The organism is Neisseria sp. HMSC056A03 (assembly GCF_001815685.1).
GTDB classification, from domain to species: Bacteria; Pseudomonadota; Gammaproteobacteria; order Burkholderiales; family Neisseriaceae; genus Neisseria; species Neisseria subflava.
In genome coordinates this window covers 13612-33389 of sequence record NZ_KV821598.1, presented here as the reverse complement: position 1 = coordinate 33389, position 19778 = coordinate 13612, and the positions used below count along the sequence as shown (strand labels likewise).

General features: G+C 51.6%; 19 protein-coding genes and 3 tRNA genes. 10 read left to right on the top strand and 12 right to left on the bottom strand.

Features of this window, described 5'->3' with window-relative positions:
* Window positions 1–81: 81 nt before the first annotated feature.
* Window positions 82–966 (top strand): lipid A biosynthesis lauroyl acyltransferase, encoded by an 885-nt coding sequence (locus HMPREF3052_RS02730; RefSeq protein ID WP_283126943.1) that lies wholly within the window; start codon window positions 82–84, stop codon window positions 964–966.
* Window positions 967–1662: 696 nt separating this feature from the next.
* The gene (locus tag HMPREF3052_RS02725) at window positions 1663–2457 is read left to right on the top strand and encodes a 3'-5' exonuclease (protein WP_070748360.1); all 795 of its coding nucleotides are present in this window, start codon (window positions 1663–1665) and stop codon (window positions 2455–2457) included.
* A gap of 84 nt (window positions 2458–2541) precedes the next feature.
* Here HMPREF3052_RS02725 and prmC read toward each other — a convergent pair whose 3' ends face one another.
* The 6 genes from prmC to tldD form a co-directional block, all read right to left on the bottom strand.
* A complete protein-coding gene (prmC, locus tag HMPREF3052_RS02720) occupies window positions 2542–3354 on the bottom strand; it encodes a peptide chain release factor N(5)-glutamine methyltransferase (protein WP_070748358.1) in 813 nt (270 codons plus the stop codon).
* Between the two features lie 416 nt (window positions 3355–3770).
* A complete protein-coding gene (locus HMPREF3052_RS02715) occupies window positions 3771–4625 on the bottom strand; it encodes an amino acid ABC transporter substrate-binding protein (protein ID WP_070748356.1) in 855 nt (284 codons plus the stop codon).
* 74 nt (window positions 4626–4699) lie between these two features.
* A complete protein-coding gene (locus HMPREF3052_RS02710) occupies window positions 4700–5431 on the bottom strand; it encodes an amino acid ABC transporter ATP-binding protein (protein ID WP_070748354.1) in 732 nt (243 codons plus the stop codon).
* Window position 5432: 1 nt separating this feature from the next.
* Window positions 5433–6101, bottom strand: a complete 669-nt coding sequence (locus HMPREF3052_RS02705; RefSeq protein ID WP_070748352.1) for an amino acid ABC transporter permease — start codon at window positions 6099–6101, stop codon at window positions 5433–5435.
* Window positions 6091–6750, bottom strand: coding sequence for an amino acid ABC transporter permease (locus tag HMPREF3052_RS02700; RefSeq protein WP_070748350.1), 660 nt, complete (start codon window positions 6748–6750; stop codon window positions 6091–6093). Before HMPREF3052_RS02700 ends, HMPREF3052_RS02705 begins: the two co-directional genes overlap by 11 nt.
* A 151-nt stretch (window positions 6751–6901) precedes the next feature.
* Window positions 6902–8344: a metalloprotease TldD gene (gene tldD, locus HMPREF3052_RS02695; protein ID WP_070748348.1), complete on the bottom strand. Its 1443-nt coding sequence runs from the start codon at window positions 8342–8344 to the stop codon at window positions 6902–6904.
* Between the two features lie 256 nt (window positions 8345–8600).
* On the opposite strand from tldD, the gene HMPREF3052_RS02690 reads away from it, so the two are divergent.
* Complete coding sequence (locus tag HMPREF3052_RS02690) at window positions 8601–9119, top strand: DUF4189 domain-containing protein (RefSeq protein ID WP_070748346.1); 519 nt, start codon at window positions 8601–8603, stop codon at window positions 9117–9119.
* A gap of 374 nt (window positions 9120–9493) precedes the next feature.
* On the opposite strand, the gene HMPREF3052_RS02685 is transcribed toward HMPREF3052_RS02690, so the two are convergent.
* From HMPREF3052_RS02685 to HMPREF3052_RS02660, 6 genes are all read right to left on the bottom strand, one after another.
* A complete protein-coding gene (locus HMPREF3052_RS02685) occupies window positions 9494–10336 on the bottom strand; it encodes a cell division protein (RefSeq protein WP_070748344.1) in 843 nt (280 codons plus the stop codon).
* A gap of 15 nt (window positions 10337–10351) precedes the next feature.
* The gene (locus HMPREF3052_RS02680) at window positions 10352–12112 is read right to left on the bottom strand and encodes a bifunctional biotin--[acetyl-CoA-carboxylase] ligase/type III pantothenate kinase (protein ID WP_070748342.1); all 1761 of its coding nucleotides are present in this window, start codon (window positions 12110–12112) and stop codon (window positions 10352–10354) included.
* Window positions 12109–12615, bottom strand: coding sequence for a D-glycero-beta-D-manno-heptose 1-phosphate adenylyltransferase (gene rfaE2 / locus HMPREF3052_RS02675; RefSeq protein ID WP_199901393.1), 507 nt, complete (start codon window positions 12613–12615; stop codon window positions 12109–12111). The genes HMPREF3052_RS02680 and rfaE2 overlap by 4 nt, the downstream gene beginning before the upstream one ends.
* Window positions 12616–12873: 258 nt before the next feature.
* A tRNA-His gene (locus HMPREF3052_RS02670) sits at window positions 12874–12949 on the bottom strand.
* A gap of 9 nt (window positions 12950–12958) precedes the next feature.
* Window positions 12959–13035, bottom strand: a tRNA-Arg gene (locus HMPREF3052_RS02665).
* 27 nt (window positions 13036–13062) lie between these two features.
* A tRNA-Pro gene (locus HMPREF3052_RS02660) sits at window positions 13063–13140 on the bottom strand.
* Window positions 13141–13341: 201 nt separating this feature from the next.
* Between HMPREF3052_RS02660 and folD the strand changes: the two genes are divergently transcribed.
* The 7 genes from folD (at window position 13342) to HMPREF3052_RS02625 (ending at window position 19750) form a co-directional block, all read left to right on the top strand.
* Window positions 13342–14193, top strand: a complete 852-nt coding sequence (gene folD, locus HMPREF3052_RS02655) for a bifunctional methylenetetrahydrofolate dehydrogenase/methenyltetrahydrofolate cyclohydrolase FolD (protein WP_070748338.1) — start codon at window positions 13342–13344, stop codon at window positions 14191–14193.
* A gap of 85 nt (window positions 14194–14278) precedes the next feature.
* Window positions 14279–15352, top strand: a complete 1074-nt coding sequence (locus HMPREF3052_RS02650) for an AI-2E family transporter (RefSeq protein WP_070748336.1) — start codon at window positions 14279–14281, stop codon at window positions 15350–15352.
* Window positions 15353–15481: 129 nt separating this feature from the next.
* Window positions 15482–16723: an aromatic amino acid transporter gene (locus tag HMPREF3052_RS02645; RefSeq protein WP_070748334.1), complete on the top strand. Its 1242-nt coding sequence runs from the start codon at window positions 15482–15484 to the stop codon at window positions 16721–16723.
* Window positions 16724–16816: 93 nt separating this feature from the next.
* On the top strand, window positions 16817–17287 hold the full coding sequence (locus tag HMPREF3052_RS02640; protein ID WP_070748332.1) for a DUF7832 domain-containing protein: 471 nt from the start codon (window positions 16817–16819) through the stop codon (window positions 17285–17287).
* Complete coding sequence (locus HMPREF3052_RS02635; protein WP_070748329.1) at window positions 17287–18348, top strand: glycosyltransferase family 4 protein; 1062 nt, start codon at window positions 17287–17289, stop codon at window positions 18346–18348. Before HMPREF3052_RS02640 ends, HMPREF3052_RS02635 begins: the two co-directional genes overlap by 1 nt.
* 20 nt (window positions 18349–18368) lie before the next feature.
* Entirely contained in the window at window positions 18369–18947 is a 579-nt protein-coding gene (gene gmhB / locus HMPREF3052_RS02630; protein ID WP_070748327.1) for a D-glycero-beta-D-manno-heptose 1,7-bisphosphate 7-phosphatase, read from the top strand.
* A gap of 71 nt (window positions 18948–19018) precedes the next feature.
* Window positions 19019–19750 (top strand): lysophospholipid acyltransferase family protein, encoded by a 732-nt coding sequence (locus tag HMPREF3052_RS02625; protein ID WP_070748325.1) that lies wholly within the window; start codon window positions 19019–19021, stop codon window positions 19748–19750.
* Window positions 19751–19778 lie beyond the last annotated feature (28 nt).

Sequence of the window (19778 nt, the reverse complement as noted above, 5' to 3'; positions counted from 1 at the left end):
ATGTGTCCAACTTTTGGGGTGCAGTTCAATGTTCCAGCCCGTTTTCAGACGGCCTTTCGGTTATAATAGCCCTTTGCCCACATACAGCGAGCCTTCATGAAAGCCGCCTTCCTTTTTCTCTACCTCATCCGCCTGCTGCCTTTTTGCGTGTTGCACAAGATTGCCGACGCGATCGGTATTCTCGCCTATTACGCGGTCAAACCGCGCCGCAAAGTCGGCGAGGTCAACCTCAAAAAATGCTTTCCCGAGCTGAACGACAGCCAGCGCACTGCCCTGCTCAAACGCCACTTCCAACACATGGCAAAGCTGATGCTCGAATACGGCCTCTACTGGTACGCACCTGCGGACAAGCTGCGCTCGTTGGTACGCTATCAAGACAAACACCATCTTGACGAAGCCCTCGCCGCCGGCGAAAAAGTCATCATCCTCTATCCGCACTTTACCGCATTTGAAATGGCGGTTTACACGCTCAATCAGGATGTGCCGCTGACCAGTATGTATTCGCACCAAAAAAACAAAACCCTGGACGAGCAAATCCTGAAAGGCCGCCACCGCTACAACAATGTTTTCCTGATCGGCCGCACAGAAGGCCTGCGCGCCATCATCAAACACCTGCGCAAAAGCGATGCTCCCTTTCTTTATCTGCCCGACCAAGACTTCGGCCGCAACGATTCCATTTTCGTTAATTTCTTCGGTATTCAGACGGCCACGATTACCGGCCTCAGCCGTATTGCCGGCATGACCAAAGCCAAAATCATTCCCGCCATCCCCACGCGTGAAGCCGACAATACCGTAACCCTGCGCTTCTATCCGGCTTGGGACAATTTCCCGACCGAAAATGTCGAAGCCGACACCCAGCGCATGAACGACTTCATTGAAGAGCGGGTACGCGAACATCCAGAACAATATTTCTGGATGCACAAACGCTTCAAAACCCGTCCCGAAGGCGAAAACAGCTTTTATTGACTACATCAAATTACAACCTAAATATGCAAAAAGCGGCGCAATCTTTCTTTCGCCGCTTTTTCATTTTAATCGAATCAAACCGAAACTCATGTTTGAGTTCAAACAATCAAATAATATTCCGCTTTAAATGCTTTAAAAACAACTTTTTTCATTTATATATTAAATTTAATTTCTTTTAAAAACAATATATTGCAAAATAGTTCATTTGAAAAAATACATTTTAATCATTCAAAATATGAAATAAAATTAGATTAAAATTTAGAAAAATAAAATAAATACCTAACTTTTGAACAATTATGAAATATAATTGCAAAAATATGACAACACCTGAAATTTATACCAAAACAAGCCTTCAGAAAAAAATACTTGGCAAACTGTAAAAATTCGCGTAAATTTCACTACATCAAATTACAAAACGTTCAGACGGCCTCGCCGGTTTTAGATACTTTTGTAAGCATTTTCTGATATTGCAAGAAATTGCGGTATCTTAGAGGATTTCGGTGCAATGCCCGGAATGAAAATTTACCGATGCAGAGTTGAGCTGCATCTGTAAAGCCGCAGGTGAAAGCCTGTATTGTTTGTGAAGCGTAAATCTCTGATTTGAGGTATTGGGGCAATCCTGTGGGGGATTGCCTCTTTTTTTATCTGCGCCGTCATGCCACAATGACATCATCCCTTATCCAACCCGATCACGCCATGACTCCGATACTCGCCTTCGACATCGAAACCATTCCCGACGTAAACGGCATCCGCCAGCTTTACGATTTGCCTGCCGATTTGCCCGACAACGAAGTCGTCCTGTTTGCCCAACAGCAACGCCGAGCCAAAACCGGCAGCGACTTTATGCAACACCATCTGCACCAAGTCGTCGCCATCTCCTGCTGTATGCGCTGGGGGCAAGACAAAATCCGCGTCAGCACCATCGGCGATCCCGAGGACAGCGAAGAAGTCATGATTGCCAAGTTTTTCGAGGTCATCGAAAACTATACGCCGCAACTCGTCAGCTGGAACGGCGGCGGTTTCGACCTGCCCGTCCTCCACTACCGCGCCCTGATACACGGCATCAGCGCCGCCCGCTATTGGGACATGGGTGACGGCGATTTTGGCGACAGCCGCGACTTTAAGTGGAACAACTACATCAGCCGTTACCACACCCGCCATTGCGACCTGATGGATTTGCTCGCCCTCTACCAACCGCGTGCCAGCGTGCCTTTGGACGATATGGCCAAACTCTGCGGCTTCCCCGGCAAATTGGGCATGGACGGCAGCAAGGTTTGGGACGCTTATCATGCAGGCCGTCTGAAAGACATCCGCGACTACTGCGAAACCGATGCAGCCAATACCTATCTCATGTATCAACGCTTTCGCATGATGAGCGGCGCGCTCGATGCCGATGAATACGAAGTCGAAATCAAACGCATCAAACATTATCTGGCCGCACAAGCCGAAGAAAAACAACACTGGGCGGAGTTCGTCGCTGCTTGGCATTAAACCAGGCCGTCTGAACAGCTAAACCAAAAAACCAAAAGGGCGTGATCGACACGCCCTTTTTTATATTCCGACAAACCATGCCCGCTAAGCAGGCAAACGCCCTAGCGTGACCCTGTCCAATCCAGCCAAATCCTGTTCGGTTGCCACTTCGGCAAAACCGTTCTCCAACATAATGTTCCGCACTGCTTCACCTTGGTCATAGCCATGTTCAAACAGCAGCCAGCCATTGGCTTTCAGGTATTTGGGGGCTTCTTGGGTAATGTGGCGGATATGGCTAAGGCCGTCTGAAAAGTCGGTCAACGCGTTTTGCGGTTCAAACCTCAAATCGCCTTGCGATAAATGTTCATCGCCATCCTCTATATACGGCGGATTGGAAACAATCACATCGTATCTGCCTTCAGACGGCCTGTCGGTATCAAACCACGAACCCTGCGCAAACTCGACTTTTGCGCCCAATTCGGCCGCATTTTGACGGGCGGTATCCAAAGCACCGGTGCTGATGTCGGATGCGCGAACATCGGCATCAACGCGTTCAAGCGCGACGGTCACGGCAATGGCGCCGCTGCCCGTTCCCAAATCCCACACGCGGCCTTGCGGCGGCAAGCGTTTGAGCACGGCTTCCACCAAATGCTCGGTTTCAGGGCGTGGAATCAGTACATGGGGATTGACGGCAAAGCGTCGTCCGTAAAACTCACGCACACCCAAAATATAGGCCATCGGCTCGCCTTTCAGACGGCGTTGCGCCAGCCTGTCCGCCCGCTGCCGGACTTCATCCGGAATTTCTTCCCCGCCCCGTGTCAACAACTGCACGCGCGTATATCCCGAAGCATATTTCAGCAGCATTCTTGCTTCATTTTTAGGTAGTTTTGACAAGCCCAACCATTCGTCAAACATCATTTTTTATCCCGTCTGCCGCCGATGCGGCTCGAACATTTTTTCCGGCTTTGCGGCACGCTTGTTCAAAAAATATCATTTTCGCTTTGGAATTATATAATAAAGAAAAACACCTTATCGCCATTTCGATACCGTAGGAATTTATCCGAATAACAGAAACGCTCCGCCGTCATTCCGCGAAAGCGGTCATCCGGAAACATAAGGCTGAAGCGATTTTCTGGAATGACGATTTGAAAGTTGCCCGAAATTCAAAAATAAGCGAAACCGAACGGGGCGGATTCCCTTCCAAGCGGCAATAACGGAATAAATAAAAAACAATGATATAGTTGATTTTACTTTGAATTTGCGATATTTGCGGCGGCTGAAAAAAATCCGCATCCGCCTTCAAATGCGGATACGGATTTTCTTGTTAAACAAACTTATTCGGCCAACAATGCTTCCGGTTTGACTTTTTCGCCATACACGGGCAACAGGTTTTTTTCATAGGCGGCTTTCAGACGGCCGTCTTTTTTCATGGCGGCGATTTCGCCGTTGACCCAGTTCAAGAGATCGGCGTTGCCTTTTTGGACGGCGGGTGCGATAAATTCGGCAGGGCCTAAATTACCGATGGCGACTTCAAAATCCGGGTTTTCTTTCGCCCACGCCCACAGCAGGGCGTTGTCGTGGGCAAGTGCCGCGCCGCGTCCGTCTTTCAGCGCGTCGAAGGTTTCGGTGTTTTGGTCGAATTTCAGCAGTTTGACTTCGGGATGGCTTTTGGTGAAGAAGGCGTCGGCGGTGGTGCCTTTGTTGACCAGCAGGGTTTGGTCTTTCAGTTGCGCCACGTCGGTAATCGGTTTGCCTTTGGGGGAAACCACGCCCAACGCCACTTTCATGTAGGGGTCGGCAAAATCGACAGCTTCGGCGCGTTCGGGGGTTTTGGTGAAGTTGGCCAGGATGAGGTCGACTTTGCCGGAACGGACGTATTCAACGCGGTTTGCAGCCTCGGTCAGGACGAACTCGACTTTGTCTGGGCTGCCGAGCAGGTCTTTGGCCAGGTCTTTGGCGATTTCAACGTCAAAGCCTTGGTTTTTGCCGTTTGCGTCAACATAGCCGAACGGGGGCTTGTCGCCGAATACGCCGATGCGGATCACGCCTTTTTCCTTGATGGCGGCAACGGTTGCCGCGCCGCTGCTTTGTGAAGATTGGGGGTCACCGGAGCCGCCTCCGCAGGCGGTCAGACCGATGGCGATGGCGGCGGAAGCGAGTAGCGCTTTGAATTTTGCGTTCAGTTTCATTGGGAATCTCCTTTTTGAATGTTTGCTTGGGATAGAATGCCGTCTGAAAGGGGGAGCGGACGGTTTGCGGTAAATCAGTAGTCCATACCTGCCAGAAATTGGCGGGCACGCTCGCTTTTGGGTGCGGAGAAGAAGGTTTCGGGATCGGACGATTCGACGATGCCGCCTTTGTCCATAAAGACGATGCGGTCGGCAACTTTGCGTGCAAACCCCATTTCGTGGGTAACAATCAGCATACTCATCCCTTCGCAGGCGAGTTCCAAAACCACTTCCAAGACTTCGCGCACCATTTCGGGGTCGAGTGCGGCGGTGATTTCGTCCAACAAAATCACTTCCGGATTTAGGCACAGGGCGCGGACAATGGCGATGCGCTGTTTCTGGCCGCCGGAAAGTTCGCGCGGATAGGCGTTTTTGCGGTCGGATAAACCGACGCGTTCCAACAGTTTGTCGGCTTGTGCTTCCGCTTCGGCGCGGTTGCGGTTTTGTACTTTTACCGGGCCTAAGAGGATGTTTTCGATGACGGTCATATGGGCAAACAATTCATAGCTTTGAAAGACCATGCCGACTTTTTGCCGGGCGGTTTGCCAGGAAACGTCTTTGCCGAATTCGCCGACACCATCCATCACGATGCTGCCGCCTTGGTGCGGCTCCAAACCGTTGACGCAGCGCAGGAGGGTAGATTTGCCGCAGCCGGACGGACCCAATAACACAATCACTTCGCCTTTTTCCAAGTCCAAATCTAAGGATTGAATGGCGGTTACGCTGCCGTATTGTTTGTGCAGCTTGCGGATACTCAATAAAGCCATATCAGTGTTCCCATTTTTGTTCCAGCTTTGCCGCCAACAGCGACAGCGGCCAACAGCATAAAAAATACAGCATAAAAATCAGGCCATAAACCCAAAATGAGGCATTGGGCTGCGTCAGCAGAGAGTTTTCAATAATTTGCTGTCCCACTTTGACCACTTCAATCACGCCGATAAGCGAGGCGAGCGAACTGGTTTTAATCATGCGCGTGAATAAGTTAATCGAACCGGGCAAAACGCGGCGCACGCTTTGCGGCAGTTCGATGAAGCGGAACACCTGCCAACGGCTTAAACCGATGGCCAAACCGGATTCCACCTGATGTTTTTCGATGGATTCCAATGCGCCGCGCACCAAATCGCCCATTTCCGCCACGCCCCACAGCACGAATACCCAAATGCAAACCCACAGGCCGTCGATATGGATACCCGTCCAGATGGCGAAACCGAAATAGAAGCCGAACAGCCACACCAAAATCGGCACGATGCGCACCGTTTCCAAATAGAAGCGGCCGATAAAGCGCACGATGCGGTTGTCCGCGCGCAGCATGAGTCCGAACAGCGTGCCGAACACGCAGGACAGGGCGACGGAAATCAGGGAAATTTGTGCCGTCAGCAGCAACCCTTTGCCCAGACGCGCCGCGTTTTGTCCTTCAAACAGCCAGTCAAGCACCATATTTCGCACTCCGAACGCGTTTTTCCGCCCAGCGTGCCGATAAGGACACGGGCAGCAGAATAATCAGATAGCTGGCAAACAGCAGGAACAAGGCTTCGTTGGTTTTGTAGTCCATGCCGATGATGTCTTTGGTAACGAACAACAATTCTGCAATACCGACCGCGCTGACGATAGATGTTTCTTTCATCAAAAACAATACGTTTGCACCGATGGCTGGAACGGCGACCGCCCATGCCTGAGGCAATTCGACATAGCGGAACACTTGAAAGCGGCTCAACCCGATGGCCTTGCCCGCTTCGATCTGCCCTTTGGGGACGGCCAAAATACCGGCGCGGATGGCTTCCGCCATATAGCTTGCGCCCAAGAAAACCAGTGCGATCACGCCGCAGGTGAAACCGTCCCATTTAATGCCCATTTTCGGCAGGCCGTAATACAGGAAAAACAACTGGATCAACAGGGGCGTATTGCGCGACAGTTCGATATAGGCGCGTGCCAATGCGTAGAAAGGGCGGATGCGGTATGCCGTTACCACGGCGACGGGCAGGCCGAACAGCAACGACAAAACAACGCCGTAAATGGACAATTCCAGCGTCAGCTTTGCCGCATCGGCGAATTTGGGTATGGCATCGATCAGATAAGGCCAGTTCATCAGAATCAGACAATCAGCTTAACGAAAGGCGGTATTTTAATGAACTTGTAAGATAATGTTAAAGAATTCTTGGGAATATCAAACATCATAAAAAAGAATAAGGCGATGCCGTCTGAAAAAACTTTCAGACGGCATCGTACTGGATTCCGCGTCAGATTGCGCTGCCGCCGACGGTCAGCCCGGCATCGATACGCAAAGTCGGCTGCCCCACGCCGACGGGGACGCTCTGCCCTTCTTTGCCGCACACGCCGACACCGCTGTCCAACGCGGTATCGTTGCCTATCATCGAAACATGTTTCAGCACTTCGGGGCCGTTGCCGATGATGGTCGCGCCTTTGACAGGATATTGCAGCCTGCCGCCTTCGACCCACCACGCTTCGGATGCGCTGAATACGAACTTGCCGCTGGTAATGTCCACTTGTCCTCCGCCGAAGTTGACGGCGTAAATGCCCTTGTCGATGGACGCGATGATTTCTTCCGGCTCATAGCCGCCGTTTTCCATAAAGGTATTGGTCATGCGCGGCATAGGCGCAGAAGCGTAACTTTCGCGGCGGCCGTTGCCGGTCGATTGCGTACCCATCAGGCGGGCGTTGGTTTCGTCCTGCATATAGCCGACCAAAATACCGTCTTCAATCAATACCGTGCGGCGGGTTTCATTGCCTTCGTCGTCAATATTGAGCGAACCGCGTCTGTCGGCAATATCGCCTTGGTCCACAACGGTCACGCCTTTGGCAGCCACGCGCTCGCCGATTCTGCCGGAGAACACACTGGTTTCTTTGCGGTTGAAATCGCCTTCCAAACCATGTCCGACCGCTTCGTGCAACAACACGCCCGGCCAGCCGTTGCCCAAAACGACGGTCATCTCGCCGGCAGGCGCAGGACGGGATTCGAGATTGGTCAGCGCTTGTTTGACGGCGGAATCAACAAATCGATGCACCAAGTTTTCATCGAAATACGCCAAATCATAACGCCCGCCGCCGCCCGCGCTGCCCTGTTCGCGACGTTCGCCCTGCTTGGCAATGACAGTTACGTTCATGCGCACCATCGGGCGGATGTCGGCAGCGTGTTTACCGTCCAAACGGGCGATGTACACCATGTCGTATTCGCAGGTCAAACCGGCCATCACTTGCACGATACGCGGATCGGCGGCTTTGGCCAGCGTTTCGACTTTGTTCAACAGCGCGACTTTAGCAGCGGAATCGAGGCTGGCAATAGGGTCAATCGCCATGTGGACAGGCTTGCCGTAGGCAGGTGTCGGCACTTTGACGCTGGCCTCGCCGCCGGCCGCACCTATCACGCGTACGGCTTTGGCAGAGCGGTTGATCGAATCGATACACAGGCTGTCGGCGTAGGCAAAAGCGGTTTTATCGCCCGAAACGGCACGCACGCCCACGCCCTGATCAATTTGGAAACTGCCCGATTTGACGATGCCTTCTTCCAAATGCCAACTTTCATAGGCAGTGCGCTGACAATAGATGTCGGCATAATCGACATGGTTGGCGCCGATAATGCTCAAGCTTTGGGCGAGCAAATCAGGGGAAAGATGGTTGGCTTCGAGCAAATCTCGCTGTACGGCGGCGTAGGTTTGTTGCATAATTTTTCAGACGGCCCGACAAACAGGCAAAGTTAATTTGGCCTTGATTATACGGTATTTTATATGGCTTTGGATATGTTGATTGCTTGGGTTTATGAGTGATTGAAACAAATCAAAAGGCCGTCTGAAATATAGGGTTGAAATGTTTGCCTTACCCTAGTTCAACGTCAGCCGCGTAGAGAAGATAACAAATCATCGTATGATTGATGCAGCGCAGGCTGATAAAGATTCAAATAATAAATAGATTGGAATTAAAATGAAAAAGTTACTTGTTGTATTGCTAGGACTGGCAAGTCTTAATGTTTATGCCAACGGCTGTGGCGGTGAATACCAACCTGCAACTGGAACCTGTCGTATTATCGACAGCTCGGGCAGGCAAATTTTATATAACGTTGGCTCTAATAGTGGTTTAGCTCAGAGCCAACCAAGCGTTGTCAATATCGATGTTCCTTCAAGATACGGTGCATGGGCTATTAATCTTAAAACAGGCATTTCCGCAGATGCCATAAATGCTCCCTCTCTTGAAGTAGCAAAAAAAGGAGCAATTAAGGCCTGTGAGCAAAATGGAAAAAACGCGCCATGTAAAGTAAAAGCATGGGTAAGAAATGGGTGTCTTGCTGTTGCAAAAGGAAAGTTAAATGGCAAATGGATGTCTTTTCCTCGTTCAGAAGCTCCCGGTCTTGTAGAGGATAAAGCCTTAAAAGCCTGCCAAACTTCAGGATACTCACAATGTACCATAGCAGTTCCAGAAGGCTGCTCAATGCCTAAATTCTAATAGACAAAGTGCCGTCTTTATTCAGACGGCCTTTTCAATCATGGTAAAGCCAATACCGAAATTTAATTTCCATAAAAAACAAACTATTACAACAAAATCCCTTATTTTTTCAATTTTGCCATTGATAATAATTATTATTAGCGTATAATCAAAACCACTCGGAAGACGTCCTAATCCGAGCCATTAAACGACAGATTTTATCCCCCTCTTTCCCATTATCTCTTGATACTCGGAGTGCGCATATACGAAACATACCTGTTCCCCTTTATATCAGATACTCAAAACCGAAAAACACGAAACCCACTGCCGATACAGTGGGTTTCGTGTTTTATGGCGTTTGGTTTATCAGGCCGTCTGAAACCGAATAGGCCTGATTATCGGCAGGTTTTCATGTTCAACTTGCCATAACGGCCGACAATGTTTCTGATGTCTTGGGCATCGCGCTCGTCAACCGCCATGAAGACCACAGTCATGCGCGCCACGCTCAAACCGGTATCGGGTGCGCTTCTGTCTTCTTGTTCGACAATGCGTGCGCCGCCGAAACCTGCGCTGGACAAGCGTGAAATCAAAACTTGGGCGGAAGAACGGCTGCGTGTTACGTCAACGCTGATTTCGCCGTTGTGAATGCTGCCGCTAAAGCCACGGCTGCCCAAGGCATCAAGCTGGGCGGAAGTGTCGCCGTCCGCAGGCAAGACCACGCGGAAGGTTTTGGAAGAAGTCTCGCCAGCGGATGCGCCGTTGCGTTTTTCGATACTGCGGCTGGCCGCATGAGGCCATTTGCCCAACAGGCCTTTGATGCGGTGGTAATCGTCTTCATCCATCACCACGGTGGCGCTGCTGGTACACAAGCGTTCCACGCCGGCCGCGCCCATCTCTTCTTCAGCGGCGCGACGCTCTTGCGCCTCTTTCTCGCGGCGCATTTTTTCTTTTTTCTCTTTCAACTGCTGCGCTTCTTGCTTTTTACGCAAGGCTTCCGCTTCTTCTGATTCAGGTTCGGCCATAATCAGGCCGTCTGATTCGACCACCACCCAATCAGGTTGCGATGCCTGCTGAGGTTCGGCTTTAGGCACATCCAAAGAAGACGGGCGCAATAATTCGTGTGTACTGCCTTCCAAAGCAGATTCGGGTTTGGCGGTTTTATGTTGTGTCCGATAGGCAACCATGCTGCCAAAAACAATGATGTTGAGTGCGACCAAGACCGCAAACAGCCATTTCATGATGCGTTTTCCTTTTTATTGTCCGTTGCGATGGGCAATCCAATGCAAGAGCCCGTGAATCACGAGATTATCGACGATTTTCACTTGATTGTCATGAACGAATGACTCCGGCAGCGCCTGCACGACTCTGCCCGCGCCGCCGCCCGTGATAATAATATCGACCGGTTTGCCCCCGCCCGTTTTGTCTTTCAGACGGCCATGCATCATCATCAACGCGCCGCAAACGGCATCCATCATGCCGCTGGCAATGGCGTTCGGCGTTGTGGTTGGGAACGGATATACCTTGCCGATGGGGCGGTTGAGGTTGGCGGTTTTGAGCGCCATCGCCTCTTTCATCAAGTGGAAACCGGGCATGATGGTGCCGCCGAGATAATGATTGTCTTCCGTCAGCGCGTCGGTGGTTATGGCGGTACCGCAGCTGACGACGACGCAGGCGTTTTGCGTAAAGCGGCGGCTGCCCAGCGCATTAAACCAACGGTCGGAGCCATGTTCTTCAGGGCAGCGGTAATGGTTGCGGATACCCAAAGCCTGCGGCATGGAAGACAGCCATTCGACCGGTCGGGTTAATTGTTCTTCAACCATCGCTTTTTTTACCGAACCGCACACGGCGCAACCGACAATCTTCACATCTTCATCGGCAAATTGTAGCCATTCTTCGCCCAGCTGGGTCAAATCACGATACGGTGCGCGGCCAACTTCGGAAAATGTGCCGTTCTCCACCCACGCCCATTTCAACTGACTGTTGCCTCCGTCCAGCAGCAAAAAGCGTTCCGGTTTGGCGGCGGCAGGTTGTGCCGGGCGGTTATCCGGACGCAAGCTGATCTCGCCGCTGACAATGGTTTTCTCGCCTTTGTCCGTCAGCAAACGCAACGCGCCTTGCGCATCCACGCCTTTGACCACGCCTTCGTGGACAACGCGTCCTTCCTGAAGCAGCAACACCGGGCTGTCCGTATCGCGGTTGGCGGCATCGTATTCGCCGACACATAACGCGAATCCGTTTTGCGCGTATTCGCTCAACAGCGCATCGAGTTGCGCCAATACCGCATTCAACAAGGTTTTGACGCTTACGCCCTGCTTAGAGGCCGTCTGAAACAAAGCCTGCACGGAAGTGGCGTTTTCAACTTCTTTCGGTAATACAAAATTGATGCCGATGCCGATGATGGCGACAGTCTTATTCTCTACCCTCGCCGTTTCAATCAAAATACCGGCCAATTTATCGTTGGCCACGACCAAATCGTTCGGCCACTTGATATTTACGTCCAAACCGATATCGGCAAGCGCGCGGCGGCAAGCCAATGCCACCACCAACGCCAGCGAACCCAGCTCATATTGCGGCTTGTCAAACGTCCAGCCCAAGCTGAACATCAGACATTCGCCCTGTCGGTTGACCCAACTCCGCCCTTGCCGTCCGCGTCCTTTGGTTTGGAAATGCGCCACACACAAGGCCTTATGCGCCAAATCTGCCGACTGGCGCGCCAATGCCATGATTTCATCGTTGCTGGACGAACATTCGTGTTTCAACTGCGCACGAAAACCCTGTTTTCCGGCCATTTGTTGCAAAGATTCTTCGGAAAACACAGCCAAAGGACGCACCAAGCGCCATTGCCCATCGTGCTGGCGCAGCAAACCGCGGATATGGCCCGGCATCTGCTGCCAGAATCCGTTTAATTGTTGCGGCTTCATCCCGACCACACGCGCCAACTGGGAAACGTGTTGCGGCAGGCCGTCTGAAAGCGCGGCGAGCAAAGCCCAATGGCGGCTGTTCAAATCCGTCATTCGCCTCCTCCGGCTTCACGGATTTTCGCCAAAGTTTTGGTGGTCGAAGTCTGGTGTAAAAACGGAATCGAAAATACTTTGCCGCCACGCGCAAACGTCTCGGCCGCACCGACAATCTTATCCACAGGCCAATCGCCGCCTTTAATCAATACATCGGGTTTGACCATTTCAATCAACGCGGCCGGCGTGTCGTCATCAAACCATGTGACCAAATCCACGCTCTCCAATGCCGCTGCCACTGCTGCGCGGTTTTCCAAAGGATTAATCGGGCGGTCGTCACCTTTGCCCTGACGGCGCACCGACGCATCGGTATTCAACGCCAACACCAAAGCCGCACCGGCCGATCGCGCCTGCGCCAAATACGTTACATGGCCCCTATGGAGAATATCGAAACAGCCGTTGGTAAACACCAGCGGACGGGGCAATGCCGCCAAACGCTCCGCCAGCTTTTCGGGCGGACAGATTTTGGATTCAAATTCTGGAGCTGGCCATTCGGACATGATGCGGTTCCTTTGGGAATGAAACAGAAAATAATCGGGGTATTATAAAGGATAACGGCGAAACACCATAAAAAGATACCGAACGGTACAATATTCGGGCTTGATTACGTATTCATTGATATTTGATATCACGGCAAACGCCATTTTGCCGATGCCATAATAAAACGGTTTGACAAATACTTTTTTGAAACCCAATTAAATCTGAAGTAAAATTCGGGTATAAACGGAAAAAAGCCTGCATACAATATGCAGGCTTTCATCTGGGGTGGCTGATGGGGCTCGAACCCACGACAACTGGAATCACAATCCAGGGCTCTACCAACTGAGCTACAGCCACCGTAAAAATTGGCACGCCCGACAGGAATCGAACCTGTAACCCCCGACTTAGAAGGTCGGTGCTCTATCCGGTTGAGCTACGGGCGCTCATGCCGATTCGTGCGAAGAATTTTGTGGTCGGGGCGGTGGGATTCGAACTCACGACCCTCTGCTCCCAAAGCAGATGCGCTAACCGGGCTGCGCTACGCCCCGACTGAAGACCTGAACTATACAGACCCTTTTCAACCCGGTCAACACCTACTTTGCTTTATTTTTTCATTTTTTGATTATCTTATTATTTTTAATCGTTATTTATTTTTATGTTTCGTAATCAGGGCCACTCTTTTGTGTCAGGCCGTCTGAAAAATGCGATAATTTAAACGCAATATTTGTCCCTATTTAGGAGGAAAAATCATGGCTGCACAACTTATAGACGGAAAAAAAATCTCCCAGCAACGCATCGAGGCGGTCGCGCAGGCGGTAAAAGCACGTCAGGAAAAAGGTTTGCACACGCCTTGCTTGGCAGTAGTATTGGTTGGCGACGACCCTGCCAGCGCGGTTTACGTGCGCAATAAAAAACTGGCCTGCCAAAAAAGCGGCATCGAATCGCGCTCTTATGAGCTGCCGTCTGAAACCACGCAAGACGATTTGCTGAAACTGGTGGATGAATTGAACGGCGACCCTGCCGTCGACAGTATTTTGGTGCAACTGCCGCTGCCGGCACACATCGACAGCCAAGCGGTTTTGGAGCGTATCGAGCCGCATAAAGATGTGGACGGCTTCCACCCTTACAACGTCGGCCGCCTGGTCGTCAAAATGCCGCTGATGCGCCCTTGCACGCCCAAAGGCGTGATGACTTTGTTGGAAGCCTACGGCGTCGACCCGAAAGGCAAAAAAGCGGTCGTCGTCGGTGCGTCCAATATTGTCGGCCGCCCGCAAGCGTTGGAATTGCTGCTATCCCGCGCGACGGTAACCATCTGCCACAGTGCCACGCAAAACCTTGCCGATGAAGTTGCGGCCGCAGATATTTTGGTGGTCGGCGTAGGCATTCCGAATTTCGTTAAAGGCGAATGGGTCAAACCCGGCGCAGTCGTTATCGATGTGGGCATCAACCGCTTGGACGACGGCAGCCTGTGCGGCGACGTGGAGTTTGATGTCGCCAAAGAACGCGCGTCCATGATTACGCCCGTTCCCGGCGGCGTCGGCCCGATGACGATTGCCACTTTGTTGGAAAACACAGTACACGCGGCCTCATTGCACGATTAATCGCTGTCATTAAGTTAGGCCGTCTGAACATGGTTTTTCAGACGGCCTGACCTGTTTTTTTGCTTTTTACCTTATTTGGCTTCACATGTCCTTAATCTCTTCGCACACCGACAACCCGACTTTCCGCAACGCTTCCTATATCCTGATGGGCTTGGCCTTGCTGATTGTCTTGCACTACCATTTTCTGCCGCTGCTGCTGTCGGTTATCCTGACCTATATCTTTATTACGCGCACCAACGGCGTGATCCTCAAACTCCGCCGCCATGTTTTGCCGCGCAACACGCGGCTGCATAAATCGCTCAACGCGCACAATATCAACCTGATTTCCACTACGCTGACGCTGGCCATCGTGTTCAGCATCATCACGATGATGTCTTTGGGCATTTACCACCTGATACACGGCGGCCATGTCGGCTTTATGCTGGCCAAGCTGGCGGCGATTTTGGAAGACACCAAAAACAGCCAAGACCTGCCTGCGGCCATTCTCAATATGCTGCCCAACAATATGGCCGAAATCAAAGCCTCAGCGATCAAGCTGATTGAAGAATACCGCGCCGCGCTGACCCGTATCAGTAAAAACAGCATCACTTCCTTCGTGTACATCCTCATCGGCATCATCATTGGCGCCATGCTCAGTTTCCACCGCCTGAAAATGCGCAAAAACCGCCGCAAAATGCCATTGTTTAAAGCCGAATTGGTGCACCGCATCGTCAATTTTGAAACCAGCTTTGAACGCGTGTTCCTCGCCCAAGTCAAAATCTCGCTGATCGACACCTTCCTGACCGGCCTGTACCTTTACTTGGTTTTACCGCTGTTCGGCGTTGACCTGCCGTTTAAAATGACCGTTCTGATCGTCGCCTTTATCGTCGGGCTGATTCCGGTGGCAGGCAACCTGATTTCCAACACCATCATCATTATTTTGAGCCTCGGCGCATCGCTTTACGTCGCACTTGCCTCGTTGGTTTTCCTCGTTGTCATCCATAAACTCGAATATTTCCTCAACGCCAAAATCATCGGCTCGGAAATCGAATCCAGCGCATGGGAATTGCTGGTGGCGATGGTCGTCTTTGAACGCATTTTCGGCATCGGCGGCATCATCGTCGCGCCGGTTTATTACGCGTATCTGAAAAACGAATTGAAACTAAGAAAATTGATTTAATCAGTTGCGTTTATACACATCAAAGGCCGTCTGAAAACGACAATCGGGTTTTCAGACGGCCTTTGCTTTACCTTTTCTTACACTTTACGGCATAATGGCAGCCACGCATTTCTAGAAGAAAGATAAACAATGTCAACCAAAACCCCTTCCCTATTCGGCGGCGCGATGATTATCGCCGGTACGGTTATCGGCGCAGGCATGCTTGCCAACCCGACCGCCACTTCCGGCGTATGGTTTACCGGCTCGCTGGCCGTGTTGCTGTACACCTGGTTTTCCATGCTCTCCAGCGGCCTGATGATTTTGGAAGTCAACACCCATTATCCACACGGCGCCAGCTTCGACACCATGGTTAAAGACCTGCTCGGCCCGGTTTGGAACGTCATCAACGGCGTTGCCGTCGCTTTCGTTTTATACCTGCTCACCTACGCCTACATCTTCGTCGGCGGCGACCTGACCGCCAAAGGCATCGGCAGCGCGGTAGGCAGCGAAATCTCGCTCACTGTCGGCCAACTCGTCTTCTTCGGCATTCTCGCCTTTTGCGTTTGGGCATCAGCACGCTTGGTTGACCGCTTCACCAGCATCCTCATCGGCGGCATGGTATTGACCTTTATTTGGGCAACCGGCGGCCTGATTGCCGATGCCAAAATGCCTGTCCTGTTCGACACCCAAGCCCCTGCCGGCACCAGCTACTGGATTTATGTCGCCACCGCCCTGCCCGTTTGCCTTGCCTCATTCGGCTTCCACGGCAACGTCTCCAGCCTGCTCAAATACTTTAAAGGCGACGCACCCAAAGTGGCCAAATCCCTGTGGTCGGGGACGCTGATTGCCTTGGTGATTTACGTCCTCTGGCAAATCGCTATCCAAGGCAACCTGCCGCGCAACGAGTTTGCACCCGTCATCGCCGCTGAGGGTCAAGTTTCCGTCCTGATCGAAACGCTGTCCAAGTTCGCCCAAACCGGCAATATGGACAAAGTGTTGACCCTGTTCTCCTACATGGCGATTGCAACGTCCTTCCTCGGCGTAACGCTCGGCCTGTTCGACTACATCGCCGACATCTTCAAATGGAACGACAGCATCTCCGGCCGTACCAAAACCGCCGCACTAACCTTCCTGCCGCCTTTGATTTCCTGTCTGCTCTTCCCTACCGGCTTCGTTACCGCCATCGGCTACGTCGGCTTGGCCGCCACCATCTGGACAGGCATCATCCCCGCCATGCTGCTCTACCGCTCGCGCCATAAATTCGGCGTCGGCAAAAACTACAAAGTTTACGGCGGATTCTGGCTGATGGTTTGGGTCTTCCTCTTCGGCATCATCAACATTGCCGCCCAAATATTGAGCCAAATGGAACTTGTTCCCGTATTTAAAGGTTAAATTCCCTTAAGGCCGTCTGAAACACCCTCTTTCAGACGGCCTAATTCATTATTTTCCGCTACAATACCCCCTTTCCCCCAACGAACACCGTCCATGTACGACAATATCCGCTTCCATCTCGACGAAGACTACCCCGACCAGATCCCGCCCGAAAACGCCGCCACCCATATCGGCATGTACTGGCAGTGGGCGGCGCAGGCAGGCCTCGTCAACCCCGTCTGGCAAACCGCCCCCGAAACCGCAGCCGACTTCTCCGCCATGACCTCGGGCAAAATCAGCGGACGGCACTTCCTGCTCAAACACATGGACGGCGCATTGACGGCGGACGACTTTACCGAACTCGGCCAACGGTTTACCGAGTTCTACTACACCGACGAAGAAGACGGCTACGGCGCATTTATGGAAGACTACGTCCTCGCCCTCGACACACCCTCGCTCGGCGGCTTCTACCACGTCAAAAACACCCCGGAAACCTTCGCCAAACTGACCCCCGTTTTTCAGACGGCATTTGAAAAATGGAAAAGCAGTTTGAAAGCAGAAAAATATTCAAAAGAATCCACATAATGAAGCCGAACTATTCTATCGACATTGCTATTAACTGCTTCCGTCCAGGTGGCGGCATGGAAAGCTACACTTTCGACCTGGTCCGTGGTTTAAACGCACACGGCATCAAACCTACCGTCTTTGCTGCACAAATCGATACAACGATTCCTGAATACCGCCAAGTTGATACGCATCACGTCAATCAAAAAAAGATTCCAAAAAAGTTGCGTCCTTTTTTCTTCAGTATGCAATTGGCCAAACTCCGGCAAAACAGGAATATCCCCCTTATTGCCTGCAATCCCAGTGATTATGCTGATATCTTTGTCTGCGGCGGTACACACTTAGGTTACCTGCACAACATGGGTAAAACCCCAAACCTACTTGATAGACTCATCATTCGGCGTAACCGCACCAACTACTCAACGGCAAAATTGATCATGGCGCATTCACACTTAATGCAACACGAGTTGATCAACCTCTATGGGGTACCTTCTGAAAAAATCCATGTTATCCATCCACCTGCCGATACTGCACGCTTCTACGCTAAACCGGAAGAAATTCCTGCAACTCGTGCGAGATACGGATTTAAAGACGACGAAACTATTTTCCTATTTCCATCAACCGGACACACCCGAAAAGGTTTGGATTTATTAGCAGAATTTTTTGAGCATACCGATTTACCCATCAAACTGGCTGTTGCCGGATCACCCTTACCTCGACCAATGGACAACGTCATTGAGCTTGGTTTCTGCAAAAATATGCCTGAACTTTACCGAGCTGCTGACTTCACTATCATGGCATCACTGTACGAACCATTCGGACTGGTTGGCATAGAATCTATTTTGTGCGGAACCCGAGTTGTTTTCTCCGACAATATGGCATGTACCGAAGTTATGAACGAAAATGCAGGCTTCTTTTTCTCACGTCAAAACCCAGAAACATTGGTACAAGCCATCACCCAAGCAGTTTCTCTCAAACGACAGGGAAAACACAAAATTACCTCTCCTATGCAGGCATTAACCTATAATCCCACCTTAACGCATCATATCGACCAAACTCTCAATATGTTGAAGGCCGTCTGAAAACAATATTTAGGAACACCATGAAACTCATCATCCTCGACCGCGACGGCGTCATCAATCAAGACCGCGACGACTTCGTCAAATCCGTTGACGAATGGATTCCCATCGAAGGCAGCATGGATGCCATCGCCTTTTTAACGCAGGCAGGCTACACCATCGCCGTGGCCACCAACCAATCCGGTATCGGCCGCAAATACTTTACCGTGCAAGACCTGACCGAAATGCACGCGAAAATGCACCGCCTTGCCGTTCAAGCAGGCGGCACCATCGACGGCATTTGGTTTTGCCCGCACACTGCCGCCGACAACTGCGAATGCCGCAAACCCAAGCCCGGCATGATTATCGACATCATCGAACGCTTCAAGGCCAATGCTGCCGAAACTTGGCTGGTTGGCGACAGCCTGCGTGACCTGCAAGCCATTGATGCCGCAGGCGGCAAATCCGCACTTGTTCTGACCGGCAAAGGCAAAAAAACGCTGGCCAAACACGAACAAGAACTGCCCGAACATACCCAAGTCTTCGACAACCTGCTCGCTTTCTCGCAATACATCATGCGTGAAAACACACGAATCGAAGAAGCCGCGCAAGCCATCCTATAACCGACAAGGCCGTCTGAAAACTGCCGACAACGGCGTTCAGACGGCCTTCAAACGACAGACTTTTCCCCGATATGCTGATTATCCGCAACCTGATTTACTGGTTCATCCTTTCCTCCAGCATTATTTTGCTGTTCCCCTTTATGCTGCTTGCCCTGCCTTTCCAAGGCGGCGCACACAAAATGGCGCAAATTTGGGTGCGCATCCTCAACTGGTCGCTCAAGCACATCATCGGTTTGAACTACACCTTAAGCGGCGCGGAAAACATTCCAAACCACCCCTCCATCATCTGCGCCAAACACCAAAGCGGCTGGGAAACCCTCGCCCTGCAAGAGATTTTTCCGCCGCAAGTTTATGTTGCCAAACGCGAACTCTTCAAAATCCCTTTCTTCGGCTGGGGCTTGAAGCTGGTTAAAACCATCGGCATCGACCGCAGCAACAGCCGCGAAGCCAACAAACAACTTTTAGAACAAGGCCTTGCGCGTAAAAACGAAGGCTATTGGATTACCATTTTCCCCGAAGGCACACGCCTGCCGCCCGGCGAAAAAGGCCGCTACAAGCTCGGCGGCGCGCGCATGGCAAAAATGTTCGAGATGGACATCGTCCCCGTCGCGCTCAACAGCGGCGAGTTTTGGCCGCGCAACTCCTTCCTCAAATATCCGGGCACGGTCAGCGTCATCATCGGCAAACCCATTGCCCACAATAACGGCAATGAAGCCGAACTCATGGCCCAATGCGAGCAATGGATTGAAAGCCAGCAGCCCCTGATTACCGGACAAGGCCCGTTCGCGCCCCAAACCAAATAAATCATTCCATCGGGTGGGCCACTATACC